The sequence below is a fragment of the Klebsiella sp. CN_Kp066 genome (assembly GCF_040065135.1).
Classification (GTDB): Bacteria; Pseudomonadota; Gammaproteobacteria; order Enterobacterales; family Enterobacteriaceae; genus Klebsiella; species Klebsiella oxytoca.
Map to the genome: position 1 here is coordinate 85,346 of NZ_JBEAIU010000026.1, position 17,923 is coordinate 103,268.

At 57.2% G+C, this 17,923-nt stretch carries 10 protein-coding genes and 1 riboswitch; of the genes, 6 read left to right on the top strand and 4 right to left on the bottom strand.

The window, feature by feature from the left end; translation table 11 throughout:
• Nucleotides 1-8: 8 nt before the first annotated feature.
• Nucleotides 9-105, bottom strand: a riboswitch (TPP riboswitch).
• 358 nt (nt 106-463) lie between these two features.
• Nucleotides 464-1,390, bottom strand: a complete 927-nt coding sequence (locus ABLV75_RS07910; RefSeq protein WP_162098338.1) for a LysR family transcriptional regulator — start codon at nt 1,388-1,390, stop codon at nt 464-466.
• A gap of 120 nt (nt 1,391-1,510) precedes the next feature.
• Between ABLV75_RS07910 and ABLV75_RS07915 the strand changes: the two genes are divergently transcribed.
• Together ABLV75_RS07915 and ABLV75_RS07920 are read left to right on the top strand one after the other, a co-directional pair.
• Nucleotides 1,511-3,322 carry an adenine deaminase C-terminal domain-containing protein gene (locus ABLV75_RS07915; RefSeq protein WP_004103801.1) on the top strand — a complete coding sequence of 604 codons (1,812 nt, stop codon included), beginning with the start codon at nt 1,511-1,513 and terminating at the stop codon, nt 3,320-3,322.
• Nucleotides 3,323-3,324: 2 nt separating this feature from the next.
• A complete protein-coding gene (locus ABLV75_RS07920; RefSeq protein WP_004103803.1) occupies nt 3,325-4,668 on the top strand; it encodes an NCS2 family permease in 1,344 nt (447 codons plus the stop codon).
• A gap of 174 nt (nt 4,669-4,842) precedes the next feature.
• On the opposite strand, the gene ABLV75_RS07925 is transcribed toward ABLV75_RS07920, so the two are convergent.
• Nucleotides 4,843-5,763 (bottom strand): LysR family transcriptional regulator, encoded by a 921-nt coding sequence (locus tag ABLV75_RS07925; protein WP_004103805.1) that lies wholly within the window; start codon nt 5,761-5,763, stop codon nt 4,843-4,845.
• 169 nt (nt 5,764-5,932) lie between these two features.
• On the opposite strand from ABLV75_RS07925, the gene ABLV75_RS07930 reads away from it, so the two are divergent.
• Entirely contained in the window at nt 5,933-6,250 is a 318-nt protein-coding gene (locus ABLV75_RS07930) for an RcnB family protein (RefSeq protein WP_004103807.1), read from the top strand.
• Between the two features lie 59 nt (nt 6,251-6,309).
• Here ABLV75_RS07930 and ABLV75_RS07935 read toward each other — a convergent pair whose 3' ends face one another.
• Together ABLV75_RS07935 and apbC are read right to left on the bottom strand one after the other, a co-directional pair.
• The gene (locus ABLV75_RS07935; protein ID WP_004103809.1) at nt 6,310-6,639 is read right to left on the bottom strand and encodes a hypothetical protein; all 330 of its coding nucleotides are present in this window, start codon (nt 6,637-6,639) and stop codon (nt 6,310-6,312) included.
• Between the two features lie 351 nt (nt 6,640-6,990).
• Complete coding sequence (gene apbC / locus ABLV75_RS07940) at nt 6,991-8,100, bottom strand: iron-sulfur cluster carrier protein ApbC (protein WP_004103811.1); 1,110 nt, start codon at nt 8,098-8,100, stop codon at nt 6,991-6,993.
• A gap of 151 nt (nt 8,101-8,251) precedes the next feature.
• On the opposite strand from apbC, the gene metG reads away from it, so the two are divergent.
• The 3 genes from metG (at nt 8,252) to ABLV75_RS07955 (ending at nt 17,909) form a co-directional block, all read left to right on the top strand.
• The gene (gene metG / locus ABLV75_RS07945) at nt 8,252-10,285 is read left to right on the top strand and encodes a methionine--tRNA ligase (protein ID WP_016809243.1); all 2,034 of its coding nucleotides are present in this window, start codon (nt 8,252-8,254) and stop codon (nt 10,283-10,285) included.
• Nucleotides 10,286-10,421: 136 nt separating this feature from the next.
• Entirely contained in the window at nt 10,422-14,159 is a 3,738-nt protein-coding gene (locus tag ABLV75_RS07950) for a WGR and DUF4132 domain-containing protein (RefSeq protein ID WP_004103815.1), read from the top strand.
• Nucleotides 14,160-14,171: 12 nt separating this feature from the next.
• Nucleotides 14,172-17,909 (top strand): WGR and DUF4132 domain-containing protein, encoded by a 3,738-nt coding sequence (locus ABLV75_RS07955; protein ID WP_032734320.1) that lies wholly within the window; start codon nt 14,172-14,174, stop codon nt 17,907-17,909.
• The last annotated feature ends 14 nt before the right edge of the window (nt 17,910-17,923 follow it).

The following is a 17,923-nucleotide window of genomic DNA, read 5'->3' on the forward strand; positions in this document are numbered from 1 at the left end:
AGCGACGACCCTGCGGTCTCTGACTTCCCTACGCTGGCATTATCCAGATCAGGTGGTACGGGTTTTTCTCAGCCTTCACAAGGAAGGGCACCCCGAGTCATTGAGAGATAAAAACGTTCTCAGCGGGCAGGTTACGGTAAGTCGCCGGACAACGCAAGCTGGCCCGGCTCGGCAAGATTTGTTCCAACATGCATGGGGAAGGACTATCCCCGCTCGCGCGGGGAACTCTCTGTCTGAGATTTTCCAGGGCCTGGCGCGCCCGGTTTATCCCCGCTCGCGCGGGGAACTCTCTAAATGTATCCTATTGTTTTATATCAACTTTATTCGCACGGAATAATCTACTGACATTTCTGCAACAAATTCATTTTTTAAAGAGGCATAACCCTTTGATTTTAAAGGGTACAAAAACTATTTCGTTGCCTCTCTCGCATTTCACCACAAGCCTTAGAGAGAGCAACGCCCGCTATAGATTCACTTCCCGCAGCGAACTCAGTAATAGTGCAAAACATTCCTCGATCAGCGGCGGCAGAGGCTGCGGTCCGCGCATCAGCGCCACGGTTCGCGTCAGCGCGGGCTGCTGAAGCTGCGCCACCTTTAACGCCGGATCCTGAAGGTGGGTAGTATAAAGCTCAGGCAGAATCGCCACCGCCAGCCGCGAGCGCACCAGGCCGTAAAGCGTCTCGATATAGTCAACCTGATAACGCGTATTCAGCGTGAGGCGATGGCTCTCGGCCAGCGCGCCGACCAGACGCTGAATATTGCCCTTTGAAAACACCGCGATATCGCGCCCCGCGAGCAGTTTCCACGGCAGATGCGGCTGCCCGGCCAGCGGATCGTCGCCGTGCAGCACCGCCACAAACGGATCTTCGCGCAGAGGATAAACCTGCAGCTCAGGCGGTAACGAACTGTCTATTGCGCCAACGGCAAAATCTATCTTTCCCGACTGCAGCTCGCAGAACAGGGCGTCGTTGGTCTGATCGTGAAACTCCACCCTCAGGCGCGGAAACGCCTGGGCCAGCGTTTGCGGCAGCAGCGGAAACAGCAGCGAACTCACCGAAGGCACTAAGCCAATACGCACCGTTCCGTCGCCGCCGGCTTCGACTATCTGCTGCATATCCTGAAAAGCCAGCTGCGCCACGCTCAACACTCGCCGGGCGTGGGGCAAAATCGCCGCCCCCAGCTCGGTTAAGGTCACCGCCGAGGCGGTACGGTTGACCAGCTTGCCGCCGAGCACCGTCTCGATTTGCCGCAGCGCGCTGCTTAGCGCCGGCTGGCTGATAGCCAGCCGGTTAGCGGTGTCGGTGAAGTGACGCAGCTGGGCCAGGGTCACAAAGTACTGAATCTGCTTGAGAGAGAGCGCGGGCAGCCGCTGCCAGGGTTCGGTCATCATGTTTTCGTCAACGGTGAGCATGCAGAATAACCCGAAGTTATCGGGCGATAAATTTATTCATCTGGGCAAACGTTTGCTCTGCCCCTAGAGTATCCCCATTATCCTTGTGCCGGAGTTGTTATGTCCAGCAGTGCTGAAACCCGCCGCCGCGCCGTCCAGGCCGCGCGCGGAGAATCCCCGTTCGATTTATTATTAACCGACGCGCAGATTGTCGACATGGCCACCGGAGAAATCCGCGAGGCCGACGTCGGGATCGTCGGTGAAACGATCGCCAGCGTGCATCCGCGCGGCAGCCGCTCCGATGCCCTCGAACGCCGCTCGCTGGCGGGATGTTTCCTGTCGCCGGGGCTGATGGATACGCACGTTCACCTTGAAAGCTCTCACCTGCCGCCTGAACGCTATGCCGAAATCGTGCTGGCTCAGGGCACCACGGCAGTATTCTGGGACCCGCACGAGCTGGCCAACGTACTGGGCGTCGAAGGCGTGCGCTACGCGGTCGCTGCCAGCCGCCATCTGCCGCTGCAGGTGATGGTTGCGGCGCCTTCCAGCGTGCCGTCGACGCCGGGACTGGAGATGTCCGGCGCCGATTTCGCCGGCGCGGAGATGGAAACCATGCTGGCCTGGCCGGAAGTCTGCGGCGTTGCTGAAGTAATGGATATGCACGGCGTGCTGCACGGCAGCGAGCGGATGCAGGAGATCGTTCAGGCCGGGTTGAACAGCGGCAAGCTGATCGAAGGCCACGCGCGCGGTTTGAGCGGCGCGGATCTGCAAGCCTATCTTGCCGCCGGGGTCACCTCCGATCATGAGCTCACCTCGGCGGACGATGCGCTGGAAAAACTGCGCGCCGGGCTGACTATCGAAATTCGCGGCTCGCACCCTTACCTGCTGCCGGATATCGTTAACGCGCTGAAAACGCTGCCGCATCTCTCCTCGCAAATCACCGTCTGCACCGACGATGTGCCGCCGGATATGCTGCTGGAAAAAGGCGGCATTATCGCCTTGCTCAACCAGCTGATTGAGCACGGACTGCCGGCTACCGACGTCCTGCGCTTCGCCACCTTAAACGCGGCGATCCGTCTGCAGCGTAACGATTTGGGGCTGATTGCTGCCGGACGCCGCGCCGATCTGGTGGTTTTCGATTCTTTATCCCGACTCAACGCGCAGGAAGTTTACGTCGCCGGTAAGCTGATTGCCCGCGATGGCGCCCTGCTTCAACCCATTCCGTCGGCGGCGGGCGTTACCCCGCCGCGCGATACCCTGCAGATGCCGCCGCTCAGCCCTGACGATTTTATCCTCCGCGTTGGCGCCATTCGCCACGGCGTCGCCCGTCTGCGGCATATTCGCGGCGCGCGCTTTACCCAGTGGGGAGAAGTTGAGGTGCAGGTCCGGGATGGCCGGGTGCAAATCCCGGAAGGATTTAGCCTGATTTGGGTTAAGCACCGCCACGGTCGTCACCAGGCGACGCCGCAAATTGCGCTGCTGGAAGGCTGGGGCGAACTGCGCGGCGCCATCGCCACCAGCTACTCTCACGATTCTCACAACCTGGTCGTGCTCGGACGCGATGCCGACGAGATGGCGCTGGCGGCGAACCGCCTGATCGAATCCGGCGGCGGCATGGCGCTGTCGCAGCAGGGAAAAATCCTTGCCCACGTGGCGATGCCGATCGCCGGGATGCTTTCTGACTTACCCGCCCCGGAGCTGGCCAGAGAGTTCCGCCAGCTTCGCGACCTGAGCGCGGAAGTCGCCGACTGGGAGCCGCCCTATCGCGTGTTTAAAGCTATCGAGGGTACCTGCCTTGCCTGTAACGCCGGGCCGCATTTAACAGATTTAGGTTTGACCGACGGCAGCACCCGCCAGATAGTCGAGCCGCTGATAGACTGCCGGGAAATCCCGGAACACACAGAACACAACAATAAACATCAGGGAGCCTGAGCATGGCCGACAATACCCTTAACTCATCCGCGCAGGGAAGCTGGCTGGAGCGCCGTTTTGCCTTGTACTCCCGCGGCAGCACGCTGCGCACCGAATGCCTCGCGGGCATCACCGGTTTTCTCGCCGCCGCCTATCTACTGGTGGTTATCCCCGGCCTGCTGGCGGTGGGCGGGATGGATAAAGGCGCGGCAACCACCGGCACGATTCTGGTGTTCGTCGGCGGCACGCTGCTGATGGCATTTTATGCCAACCTGCCGTTTATCGTCGGGCCGGGCATCGGCGGTTCGGTGCTGGTCGGCGTCACGCTGGCGGGCAGCGAAGGCATTGGCTGGCAGATCGGGCTTGGTATCGCCTGCTGGTCGGGGATTCTGTTTTTCCTGCTGACCAAATTCGGCCTGCGTGAAGTGGTAACCCGTTCGGTGCCGCAGTCGATCAAGCTCGGTCTGACGGCGTCCATTGGGCTGTTCGTCGCGGTATTGGGCTTCCGTAACGCCGGACTGGTGCTGGCTAACGCCAAAACCAACGCCCTGATGCTCGGGGATTTCCTTTCGCCGGGGGCGCTGGTTGCGCTCTGCGGGCTGTTTCTGGCCATTGCCCTGCAGGCAAGAAAAATCCCCGGCTCGATTCTGTGGGCGATTCTCTTTGCAACCCTGGTCGGTATTCCGATGGGCGTTACCAGACTCCCGGGCAGTTTTATCGATATGCCGCATTCGCTGACGCCGGTGCTGGGGCAAATCGATATGCTGGGCGCGCTGAATATCGCCTTTCTGCCGTTCCTGTTCGTCTTTTTCGCCTCAGAGTTCTTTTCCACGATGGGCACCACTCTGGCCGTGGGCGGCGAAGCGGGTCTGCTGGATGAAGAAGGCAATATGCCGCATATCAATCGCCCGTTTATGGTCGACTCGATCGCTGCGGCTATAGGTCCCTGGCTGGGTATTCCGGCGGCGACCGCGCTGATTGAATCCTCGGCGGCAGCGGAAGCCGGCGGTAAAACCGGGTTAACCGCGCTGTCGGCGGCGGTAATGTTTCTCCTGATGCTGCTGTTTACGCCGGTGGCACTGATGATCCCGAAAGAGGCGACCGCACCTGCGCTGATCCTCATCGGCCTGAATATGTTCAGCGGCCTGCGCAAAGTGGATCTGGCTAACTTCACCGACGGCCTGCCGGTGCTGATGATGGTGATGATTACGCTGATTGCCAATAGCTTCGGTACCGGGATTGCCGGCGGGCTGCTGTTTTATGTCGTGATCAAAACCATCGCCGGCAAATGGCGGGAAATCCCCATCGGCCTGTGGATCCTTGCGATTCCGCTGGTCTACTACTTTGCCACGCTGGTGAAGCATTAAGCTTCGCGCCGATCGTTCTCCCGGAGGCGGCGCTGACGCGCCTTGTCCGGGCTACTTGTCCGCAGATTGCTGTGAACTCGTAGCCCGGTCAGCGCAGCGCCACCGGGGAAAAGCCACGCCGATGCTTCACCCCGACACCGTTCCCGGAGGCGGCGCTGGCGCGCCTTATCCGGGCTACCGGCCCGCAGAGAGCGCGCTGGAATTAACCGCTTCGCACGCCTCTTTCACCGCCTCATACAGCAGCCGTACCGCAGGCGAAAGCTGTTTGCGGTGCGGGCAAATCATATTCAGCGGCACCACGTCGCCCTGGTAGTGCGGCAGCAGCACCTGGAGTCGCCCTGCACGAATATCGTCGCCGACGTCGAGTTCAGATTTGTACGCAATCCCCTCACCGGCAATCGCCAGGCGGCGAATCACCTCCGCATCATCGCTCACGATAGTGCCGGAAACCTGCACGTGGTGTACTTTCCCTTCCCGGCTCAACGGCCAGCGGTCAAACGCCCTGCCGCGCAGCACGTAGGTGAGCGCATTATGTCGCGCCAGCTCTTCCAGCGTTTGCGGCTCGCCGTTTTCAGCTATCCAGCCGGGCGAAGCCACCAGCACTCGTCGGTTATCGGGCGCGACGGGCAGGGAGATAAACGAAGCATCGTCGTTATCGCCGTAGCGAAAGGCCACGTCCACCGGATCTTTAAACACGTCGGTCCGATGATCGGAAAACAGGATCCGCAGACGCAGCGCAGGATGACGCTGGCGAAAGCCGCGAAAAACGCGCAGAAGCAGGTTGCGCCCGAGATCGGACGGCACGGCAATTTGTAACGTACCGCGAACTTCGTCATCCGGCGTGCGGATTTTTTGCAGCCCGGCGTGCAGCGTATCGAGCATCTGCGTGGCGTAGGGCAGCCAGGCCTCACCTTCCGGCGTCAGGCGCAGGCTCCGCGTTGAACGGGCAAAAAGACGAATATTCAACGTCGTTTCCAGACGCTTGATCGCCGCACTAACCTGCGCCGGCTGCAGCCCGGCCTCTCGCGCCGCATCGCTGAAGCTGCTTAGCGCCGCAGCGCGGACAAACAGAGCCAGATCTTCCAGCCTTAACATAGACACTCCCGAACCCGGATTATTCTCAAAACTGGCGCAACCAGGCGAAAAACATCGTTGCCTCACCGTTTGCTTACACTTTTAACGAAACCAACGCTTGCCATTTCCTTGAGGTATCAGGAATCATACGAGGCTGCGATTGAGTGTCCAGGATAATAATGAGGAAACTATGCGTAAAACAAAAATGATGCTTCTGGGCGTACTGTTGGCATGCACCAGCGGAGCGTGGGCGGCGACCGGCGACGGCATTCAGAAATATGAGCTGGACGGGGTGACCGCAGACTTTAAACAATTCCACATCGGCGATACCGTTCCGCCGCTGTACCTGACGCCAGAATACAATATCAAACAGTGGCAGCAGCGCAATCTGCCGGCGCCGGATGCCGGCACGCGCTGGACCTACATGGGCGGGAGCTACGTCCTGATTACCGAAACCGAGGGGAAAATCCTCAAAATCTACGATGGCGAAATTTTCTATCATCGCTAAAAACGAAACGCCAGCGGACAAATTCTGCCGCTGGCATATCTTTTATCGTTGCTAAAGCGCTATTCGTTCAAGCGGTTTTGTTTGTGCATAAACTCCTCGACGGCAATATAGGCAGCGACCTGTTCGTAGAGCATTAAAATACTGAGTATCAGATCCCCGCCGCTGCGCAGTAAATCATCCGGCGCAGTGCGACTTTTATCATCCGATAAAAAAACTATTTGTTCATAAATTTCACAATATTCACCATAAGCGCCAATCGGAAGGTCAGCCAGCGGGATATTTTCCTGACAATAACGCAGCGCGTCAGCGGCTTTCTCCGGCAGCGTGCGCGAATGCATAAAGATGACCAGAAGTTCCCGCAACTTAACGATTAGAGCAATATTATTCATCATGCACTCCGGAAATGTAGTACGGCGATATTTTCCTTCCATCGTTTTTATTGACGTATGACTGATGACTACCACATTCCGCCAAATAATAAAGCCAAATAAAATTCCTTTCGGCGAATTAAAATAGGTCACTGCTATGCTAATTAAACTCGCACAAGCGCGGAGGGAAAACAATGTTAAGAGTATGTTTTATTGATTAATCTCAACATCAGCAAATGTGAATAAAAATAAGTAATATTTAACACCACTATCATTCGCGCAGTGATTATTTTAGCGAAAGAAAACGGCGTTCGGCGGAGGTAAAAAAACCGCACGGCGCTTTGCGCCGCACGGTTCAGGATAGTGAGTGGACTATACCGCGCGGAAGGCGATCTCACCGGGGATAACTTCCCCCTGCCAGTACAGCTGCGCCGCGACGCGGTCTGCCAGCTGACGATAGGTCTCGGTAAACTCGCTTTCCGGACGCGCCACTACCGTCGGGGTCCCTTTGTCGAGGTCTTCGCGCAAAGTGATGTGCAGCGGCAGCTGGCCCAGCAACTGGGTGTGGTATTTCTCCGCCAGCTTTTGCGCGCCGCCGGTACCGAAGATAGGCTCGTGGTGCCCGCAGTTGCTGCAAATATGCATGCTCATGTTTTCCACGATACCCAGCACCGGTACCTCGACTTTTTCAAACATCACGATGCCTTTTTTGGCGTCGATTAGAGCGATATCCTGCGGCGTGGTCACCACTACCGCGCCGGTAACCGGAATATTTTGCGCCAGCGTCAGCTGAATATCACCGGTACCCGGCGGCATATCCAGCACCAGATAATCGAGATCCGGCCACAGGGTTTCCTGCAGCATCTGCATCAGCGCCTTGCTGGCCATCGGCCCGCGCCACACCATAGCGTTATCGTCGGTCACCAGATAACCGATGGAGTTGGTGGCAAGACCGAACTTCATAATCGGCGCCATATGGGTCCCATCTGGCGAGGTCGGACGCTGATCTTCCGCGCCGAGCATGGTCGGAATCGACGGGCCGTAAATATCGGCATCCAGAATGCCGACTTTCGCCCCTTCCGCCGCCAGCGCCAGCGCCAGGTTGACCGCGGTCGATGATTTACCCACGCCGCCCTTACCGGAGCTGATAGCGATAATATTTTTCACGCCGTTGATACCGGGCTGATTTTTTACCCGCTGAAGCGTGGCGATGCTGTGCGTCAGCTTCCAGTCAATAGCTTTGGCACCGGTAATGCGCAGCAGCTCGGCGCTGCACTGCTCCTTCAGAGCTTCAAAGGCGCTGTTCCAGACGAACGGCATCTGAATTTCAATATGCACGGTTTCGTCCAGCCAGGCGACGTGATGCAGCGCCTTCAGCGTAGTGAGGTTATGTTTCAGGGTTGGGTGCTGGAAATTAGCCAGGGTCCCGGCGACCATCGCGCGTAGACGTTCGGGGGATTTGGCCTGGGATTGCGAACTCATCCCGACTCCTTTGTTATTGTGAGTTGAATCTTGTGCGTTAAGTTTACCTTAAAGGGAATAATTCCCCCACCATAAGCTTTGGGCTTACCAAATTATTGCCTTTGCGGTAACATCAAACCCCCTTTTTACAATAGAAGATGTAATGCCCACTATGACTCAAGTCGCGAAGAAAATACTGGTAACGTGCGCACTGCCGTACGCAAACGGCTCAATCCACCTCGGCCACATGCTGGAGCACATCCAGGCTGATGTCTGGGTCCGTTACCAGCGAATGCGCGGCCACGAAGTCAACTTCATCTGCGCCGACGACGCCCACGGAACCCCGATCATGCTGAAAGCGCAGCAGCTCGGTATCACCCCGGAACAGATGATTGGCGAAATGAGTCAGGAGCATCAGACCGATTTTGCTGGCTTCGACATCAGCTACGACAACTATCACTCCACGCACAGCGACGAAAACCGCGAGCTGTCGGAGCTTATCTATACGCGTCTGAAAGAGAACGGTTTTATCAAAAACCGCACCATCTCCCAGCTCTACGATCCGGAAAAAGGCATGTTCCTGCCGGACCGTTTTGTGAAAGGCACCTGTCCGAAGTGTAAATCACCGGATCAGTACGGCGATAACTGCGAAGTATGCGGCGCGACCTACAGCCCAACCGAGCTTATTGAACCGAAATCGGTCGTCTCCGGCGCGACGCCTGTGATGCGCGAGTCCGAACACTTCTTCTTCGACCTGCCGTCGTTCAGCGAAATGCTGCAGGCGTGGACCCGCAGCGGCGCGCTGCAGGAGCAGGTAGCGAATAAAATGCAGGAGTGGTTTGAGTCCGGCCTGCAGCAGTGGGATATTTCCCGCGATGCGCCGTACTTCGGCTTTGAAATCCCGAACGCGCCGGGTAAATATTTCTACGTCTGGCTGGACGCGCCGATCGGCTACATGGGTTCCTTTAAGAACCTGTGCGACAAGCGCGGCGACGCCGCCAGCTTCGATGAGTACTGGAAGAAAGACTCCACCGCCGAGCTGTATCATTTTATCGGTAAAGACATCGTTTACTTCCACAGCCTGTTCTGGCCGGCCATGCTGGAGGGCAGCAACTTCCGCAAACCAACCAATCTGTTCGTTCACGGCTACGTGACGGTCAACGGCGCGAAGATGTCCAAGTCGCGCGGAACCTTTATTAAGGCCAGCACCTGGCTGAACCACTTTGACGCCGACAGCCTGCGCTACTACTACACCGCCAAGCTCTCTTCGCGTATCGATGATATCGATCTGAACCTGGAAGATTTCGTGCAGCGAGTTAATGCCGATATCGTCAACAAAGTGGTGAACCTCGCCTCGCGCAACGCCGGTTTTATCAATAAGCGTTTCGACGGCATGCTGTCCGCCGAGCTGGCCGATCCGGCGCTGTACAAAACCTTCACCGATGCCGCAGCAAGCATTGGCGAAGCGTGGGATAGCCGCGAGTTCGGTAAAGCCATCCGTGAAATCATGGCGCTGGCCGACGTGGCGAACCGCTACGTTGACGAGCAGGCGCCGTGGGTGGTTGCCAAACAGGAAGGCCGCGATGCCGATCTGCAGGCCATCTGCACCATGGGCCTGAATATGTTCCGCGTGCTGATGACCTGGCTCAAGCCGGTTCTGCCGCAGCTGGCCGCCCGCGCCGAAGCGTTCCTCAACAGCGAACTAAGCTGGGAGGCCATTCAGCAGCCGCTGCTCGGCCACAAGGTTAACGCCTTTAAAGCGCTGTATAACCGCATCGAAATGAAGCAGGTGGAAGCGCTGGTCGAAGCGTCGAAAGAAGAAGTGAAAGCGCTGTCAGCGCCGGTCACCGGACCGCTGGCGGACGATCCGATTCAGGACACCATCACCTTTGACGATTTCGCCAAAGTCGATATGCGCATCGCGCTGATTGAAAACGCCGAGTTCGTGGACGGTTCCGACAAGCTGCTGCGCCTGACGCTGGATCTCGGCGGCGAGAAGCGCAACGTCTTCTCCGGCATCCGCTCCGCCTACCCGGATCCGCAGGCGCTGATTGGCCGCCTGACGGTTATGGTCGCCAACCTGGCGCCGCGTAAAATGCGCTTCGGCATCTCGGAAGGCATGGTGATGGCCGCAGGCCCTGGCGGGAAAGATATTTTCCTGTTAAGCCCGGACAGCGGCGCCCAGCCAGGCCAGCAGGTCAAGTAATACCGCATAAAGCGCTGCTCCGGCAGCGCTTTTTTTATAAATTCTGAAAATCGCATTCTTGTCGTCCTCCCCCTCTGTGTTCTTAGTAATAACTGCTAGCATAAAATCCAAACTGGATAAAAACACAGGGAAGAAAATGAAATCTTTTATTTATCAGGACGAAAAATCACATAAATTCTGGGCGGTGGAGCAGCAAGATAACGAGCTGCATCTGAGCTGGGGCAAGGTCGGCACCAGCGGCCAGAGCCAGATTAAAACCTTTGCCGATAGCGCCACTGCTGCAAAAGCCAAACAGAAACTGATTGGTGAGAAGACAAGAAAAGGCTACGCAGAAAATACCGCGGCGGAAAAAAGCCCGCCCCAGGCTGTCGCTAGCCAATCTAATAACCGACCCTGGCTCGCTGATGATGCCCATATACCGCTAACAGAGGAGATCGGCTGGTTTGCTTTCCCTCACCGTAACCGTTCCAGACCGTTTAATACCACACCGGACGGCAATCAGATTTGGCAACGCATTACCAGGAATGATAAAGCCGAATTCAGGCCATCCGACTATCATTTCACGTCACCGGCCTGGGAACAGGCCTACGCTGAACTACACCAACGGATTAAGCATAATCAATCCACCGGAAGCCTGCTTTCCGAAGCGGCTCTTCTCGGGCAAATGGGCTATTATTCTGGTGATTTAATCGACCTCTTTGTGACGCAATACGGGCTTGAAACCACGGTTGAGATCGCCTGTCATACCCTACAAGTGGCATGCAAGTACGATGATGATCTTAAGAAAATTGTCGTACGTAGCGACTTTCCTGTTAACGAAACAGAATATCTGCCCGACTGGCTCCCGCGCTTGTGTCATCATCTTTCATTAGCGCCAGAGGAAGAGTGGCTACGCTGTGTCAAAAAACTGATTGCTGCTATTCCTGAGCTTTCTCCCGCTATGCAGCCGTTTGTCGCACTGATGTTGCCAGAGCGTCCGGATATCGCCAATGAGATAGCATTACGTTTCGCCGCAGAAGAGATTCCGGCAATGGCGTGGTTGAAAATGGTTGTCAATGCCCCTTCTGCACTGATTACGCTAGAAAAATATCCGTTGCCTCCACTTTACTCTCACTTTCTCCCCTATGTTGCCACATTGATAGCCAACCAAGGCATGATCGGGGTAAGTCAACTCGTCAACGATTTGGACGAAAAGGAAGCAAGCACCCAATTACCTGAGCTTGAAGCTACTGACTATTTCACTAAGTGGTTAGCTAAAACGAACCATCCGGATGCGCTTAAGATATTAATTCTTGGTGCCGGCAACAAAAATAAGCGCCTGGGATATTTAAGTAAGGCCAGTCAAAAATATCCTCATGCAGCCATTGCCGCTTATGCGTCGCTGCTGACGAGCTATGAAGATCCGATCTGGCGCAAAGCGCTAACGGTACTCATCAGCGCTGAACCAGCTCGGGTAGAGCAAGTTCTGCCATGGATTGACGCACACGCCGCAGAAACGTTAACCGCGACGCGGCCGCATAGCGACTCATCAGCAGAATATGCCAGCCCGGAGACCCTACCAGAAATACTGGTATCCCCGCCGTGGCTAAAGCAAAATCAAAAAAGCGCATCACCAGTATTCAAACTATCCATACTCCCCGTCACTTCTACGCTAAGCCTGACGCCGGCAATAACGGAAGAGCTAACTGGCTACGATTACAGTGATTACCACTGCCAATTCAGGTACGCGGACCTGCCGCCATTTGAAAGCTATCATTGGGAAAAAGTGACGGAGCCTTTCACCCCGGAACAAAACTTTCTGTGGCGTCTGGGGTTTGAAAAGTGGCAACAGTTAACCCCTGGCACATCGCAAAAAGTCCCCATTCCGCAAAGCGCCGTCACAGCCCTGCAATGTGCAGACTATGCCACCTTGATAAATGAGTTCCATCAGTATACGGGTAAGCAGTATTCGCAATGGAAGCTGTATCTGCTGGCCTGGATGCCGCGCGAGCAAGCATTAGCCCTGCTGGATGCTCTGGCTGATGAACCTCACAAAGGCGAAGAGGGGATCTTACCCATTTTTGGCATCGATGCCCTGCCGATATTTGTCCGTTATCTTAAACACGATCGCCAGTCGCTGTGGCCGTTTACCCCCTATTGCGGCACAACCGATTTGGCACTGCCGATGGCACAAAACTTCAGCCGCAAAAAAACGCTGCGCGAAGACGCCCGAAGCTGGTTACTTGAGTATCCCGAACATGCCATTGCCGGGTTATTGCCCGTAGCGCTAGGAAAAGCGTGCAAAGACAGGGACGACGCTCAAAAAGCTTTGCGATTACTGGCCGAAAATAATCACCGTTCTCTGATAACCCAAATAGCACAGCGCTATCAACAACCGGAGATTATCGCTGCACTGGGAGCCTTTCTCGACGCAGGAGACTTTCACGATTTCCCGACGAAAATTCAGCCTTTGCCTGAATTTTATCAATTTGCACTGTGGCGCAGACCACAGCTCAAAAGCTCGGGGTTGCCGTTGCCGGATAACGCCATGCGTTACCTCGGCGATATGTTGAATTTCCCACGCGAAGTGAAACTTTACGCCGGACTGAATACCGTAAAAAGCATCTGCACTCCAACATCTCTGGCTAACTTTGCCTGGGATCTTTTTAACGCCTGGATTGAAGCCGGAGGCCCTTCAAAAGCGAACTGGGCCTTCACAACATTAGCCTTTTTCGGTAATGACGATACCGCGCGAGCGCTGACGCCGCTCATCCGTGCCTGGCCTGGAGAATCACAACATCAACGCGCAGCGCTTGGGTTGGACATTCTGGCAGAAATCGGCAGCGACATCGCTTTGATGTTGCTAAACGGCATTGCGAAAAAAATCAAATTTGCGGCGCTACAGGAGAATGCACAGAACAAAATCAAGCAAATTGCCGAACAGCGTGAACTGACCATTGCCGAGCTGGAAGACCGCCTCGCCCCGGATCTCGGACTGGACGACAACGGCACTCTGGTTCTCGACTTCGGCCCCCGCCGCTTTACAGTCAGCTTCGATGAAGCTCTGAAACCCTTTGTGTGCGATGAAAGCGGTCGCCGCCTGAAAGATTTGCCGAAGCCCGGCAAAAGCGACGATGAACCGCGGGCTGCGGAGGCCGTCAGTCGTTACAGACAGTTGAAAAAAGACGTCCGCACGGTAGCCAGCCAGCAGATCATGCGGCTTGAATCAGCGATGTGCCTGCGCCGCCGCTGGACCGCCGAACAGTTCCGCCTGTTCCTCGTCGACCATCCGCTGGTGCGCCATCTCACCCGTCGCCTGATCTGGGGAGTCTATAGCCAGGAAAACGTCCTGCTGGCCTGCTTCCGCGTCGCCGAAGATAACAGCTACAGCGATGCAGAAGATAACCTGTTCAGCCTGCCTGAAGGGCAAATCGGCCTTCCGCACGTGCTGGAAATCTCCGCGGAAGACGCCGCCGCCTTCGGCCAGCTGTATGCCGACTATGAACTACTGCCGCCGTTCCGTCAGCTCGATCGCAACCACTATCGCCTGACGGAAAGCGAAAACCGGGCCACAGAATTAACGCGCTGGCGCGGACGCCAGTGCCAGGCCGGGCGCATCGTCGGACTGGAGCGCAAAGGCTGGCAGCGAATAGAAGATGGCGGCAGCATCTGCGGCATGTTCAAACCCGCCGCCAGCGGCGATATTGTGCTGGAAGTGGAACCTTTTTCGCTGCTTTATGGAGAAACCACCTACGACGAACTCATCCCGTTCGAGACAGTGAAAATCGTTACCAAAGGCGATATTGACTACGGCAAACCGACCTTTGCTTTCGCAACGCTCGACGCCATAGCCGCCAGCGAACTGATTAACGATATCGAATCGCTATTCGATTAAAAGGACTTAGTCATGAAAACGTTTATTTATCAGGATGAAAAATCGCATAAGTTCTGGGCGATTGAGCAGCAGGATAACGAGCTGCATCTGAGCTGGGGGAAGGTGGGTACCAGCGGCCAGAAGCAGATTAAAACCTTTGCCGACGCGGCAGCGGCCAGTAAGGCCGGGCAGAAGCTGATCAATGAAAAAAACCGCAAAGGCTACGTTGAGCAAGGCGAAACCACGCCGTCTGCGGCAGCCAGCCTGCCGGAGGAACCGGCATCTACCCCAGCCGCACCGCCGCCCGCATGCGCCACCGTGCCTGCAGACATAGCTCGTCCGTGGCTGGCGGACGATGCCGAACTGGCTTTGTCAGATGAGCTGCTGCAAGATGTGCTCCCTTCACGCCGCTTTCCCGGTCAACCGATCGCCGCGCCCGCAGATAGCGAACTGATGAATCTCGGCAAAGAGATCCACCAGCAGTCCGGGAAAGCCGTGACCTTTGACTATGCCGACTGTTCCGCCTACTGGCAGCAAACCATCAACGAAGCCCTTAGCGATGGCCCGCTCTCCCCTGCTGCGCTGGCGATGCAGCTCGCCCTCGCCACGCGTCGCGGCTGGCGCAGCAGCGACAATGCCGACCTGATGGACGAAATTGTTTACGTCTACGGACTGGAATACGCCGTCGAGACGTTTATTGCCCTGCAGCACATTGCTTTTGATTACAATTACCAGACCCTGCAGGTGACCTTCCTTTCAGAACCCACCAGCGCGCGCGGGCCCGGGATGCTCGACGTGCGCCTGCGCGCGCATCTGGCTCAGGCCGATGAACCGCTCTGGCAGCGCTGCGTGAATAAACTGATCGCCGCGCTGGCGGATATGCCCATCGGGCAGCAGCCGCTGGTGGCGCTATTGCTGCCCGATCGCCCGGATATCGTCCACGAAATCGCCCGCCGGGTACTGGCGCATAAAACTATCAGAACGGCGGAATGGCTGAAGGTGGTGGTTCGCGACCCGCAGCTCGTCAAAGCGCTGGAGCCTTATCGGGCGGAGAACCTGTTTAACGACTACTACCACGGCAGCGTCTGGAACGCGACGGTGATGCGCGAGCAGGGCGTTGCCGGCATCGCCCGCTTCGCACCCTACGTTCATGACGATCTGTGCGGTAAGCTGGTCAGCCAAATTAACCATCCGCAGGCGCTGGGCCAGCTAATCCTCGCAAGCGAGCAGGGTAAGCGTTGTCACGAACGGATGATCCAGGCCAGCGCGCGCTTCCCGCACGCCGCGCTGGCGGCGCTGGCTGAACTGCTGACGCAGAAAGAAGAGAAACGCTGGCGCATTATGCTGATGACCCTGCTCAGCGGGCAGCCGGGGCTAGTCGGAGAAATTGTGCCGTGGATCTCTGCACAGGCCGCGACGCTACTGGAAGCCTGCCAGCAGCAGTTAAGCCAGCAGGCCGAGTGCGCCCGCGACGATATGCTCCCGCCGGTGCTGGTCACCCCACCCTGGGCGGCGAAAAAGAAAAAATCCCCCATTGCACAGCTGAATCTGCCGCCGCTCCCATTAGAGCCGGTCTGTATGCTGACGGAAGAGGCAAGCAAACAGCTTCTCGAACAGCGTAGCTGGTATGCCCGCCAGCTCGATAATGGCAAAGAAAAAGATGAAAAGGAGCTCCTGTCCTGCTTAGGTTTCCACAGCTGGAACCGGAGCCAAAATCGCTATGAAGATGTCTCCGATGCCGCTATCGATGCCTGGCAACGACAAGATTATCCGGCGCTGATTGCGGAATTTAAGAATGCCCATACCTATCGCCAGGAAGAGTGGAAGCTGTACATGCTCGCCGCCCTGCCCGCCGGACGGGCGCTACAGGCCTGGAACGCGCTCAGCCAGGAGCCCCACACCGGCGCAGACTTTGTGATGGCGCACCTGCGTCTCGCCGGTTTGCCGGGCTTTATCCACTCCTTCTCACGCTATCCGCAGGAAAACCTGTCGGTTGCGATCTGGTTTGCCGCCAGCGAACTGGCCCCCATCATCGCCCGCGCTTTTAACAAGCTTAAATCGCTGCGTGAAGGCGCGCGCGAATGGCTGCTGGCCTATCCTGAACATGCGATTACCGGCCTGCTGCCCGCCGCCCTCGGCAAAGCGGGCGAAGCGCAGGACAGTGCGCGCCTGGCGATACGTATGCTGGTGGATAACGGCCATCAGCCGCTGCTTGAAGAGGTCGCCCGGCGCTACAATCAGCCGGCGGTAACGGAGGCCGTTACCGCCCTGCTCGCCCTCGATCCGCTGGATAACCATCCGACCAAAATTCCGCCGCTGCCCGCATTTTACCAGCCTGCGCTGTGGACGCGTCCGCTGCTGCGGGAAAATGGCCTGGCTCTGCCGGATGGCCCCATAAAAGCGCTCGGCGAAATGCTGCGCTTCCCGTCAGAGGAGGGGATTTATCCCGGCCTGCAGCAGGTTAAAGATCTCTGTACTGCCGAATCACTTGCCGCCTTTGCCTGGGATCTGTTCAGCGCCTGGCAAACCGCCGGAGCGCCATCGAAAGAGAGCTGGGCGTTTACCGCGCTCGGGATTTTCGGCAACGATGATACCGCCCGGGCCCTGACGCCGCTGATCCGCGCCTGGCCCGGCGAATCTCAGCATAAGCGCGCCACCGTCGGATTAGATATTCTCGCCGCCATCGGCACGGATATCGCCCTGATGCAGCTTAACGGCATCGCCCAGAAGCTAAAATTCAAAGCCCTGCAGGAACGCGCCAGAGAGAAAATCGGCGATATCGCTGAAAGCCGCGGGCTGACCGTGGAAGAACTGGAAGACCGCCTGGCGCCCGATCTGGGTCTGAATGAGGATGGTAAGCTCACCCTCGATTTTGGCCCACGGCGCTTTATCGTGAGCTTTGATGAAGCGCTCAAGCCGTACGTCCGGGATGAAAACGGCAGCCGTCTGAAAGATCTGCCGAAGCCGAATAAAAGCGACGATAACGCGCTCGCCGCCGAGGCTGTCAATCGCTACAAGGCCCTGAAAAAAGATGCCCGCACGATTGCCGCCCAGCAAATCGCGCGGATGGAGTCGGCCATGTGCCAGCGCCGCCGCTGGACGCCGGAGAACTTCCGCCTGTTCCTGGTCAACCATCCGCTGGTACGCCATCTCACCCGTCGCCTGGTATGGGGCGTATACGGTGAGGACAACCGCCTGCAGGCCTGTTTCCGCGTGGCGGAAGACAACAGCTACAGCAATGCCGATGACGATCTCTTTCCTCTGCCGGACGGCGACATTCGTATCGGCCTTCCGCATCTGCTGGAAATGACGCCGCAGGATGCCGCCGCTTTTGGTCAGCTATTTGCCGATTACGAACTGCTGCCGCCGTTCCGTCAGCTCGACCGCAACTGCTACACACTAACACCTGCCGAGCTTGCAGCCACTGAGCTGACCCGCTGGGCCGGACGCAAGTGCCCGAGCGGCCGGGTCATCGGGCTGGCCAACAAAGGCTGGCTACGCGGCGAGCCGCAGGACGCTGGCTGGATCGGCTGGATGCTAAAACCGCTGGGACAGCGGGCGCTGGTAATGGAAATAGACGAAGGCTTCGCCGTGGGCATGCTGCCGGATGAGCTCAGCACCGAGCAGCTATTAAGCAAAGTCTGGCTGTACGCCGGAAATGCCCGGCAGTACGGCTGGGGCGGCAACGCTCCGCAGCAGGCTCGATTTTCGGAGCTGGATAAAGTCGCCCTCAGCGAACTGATCAACGATATTGAAGGGCTATTTGAATAGAACAAGGAACGTTT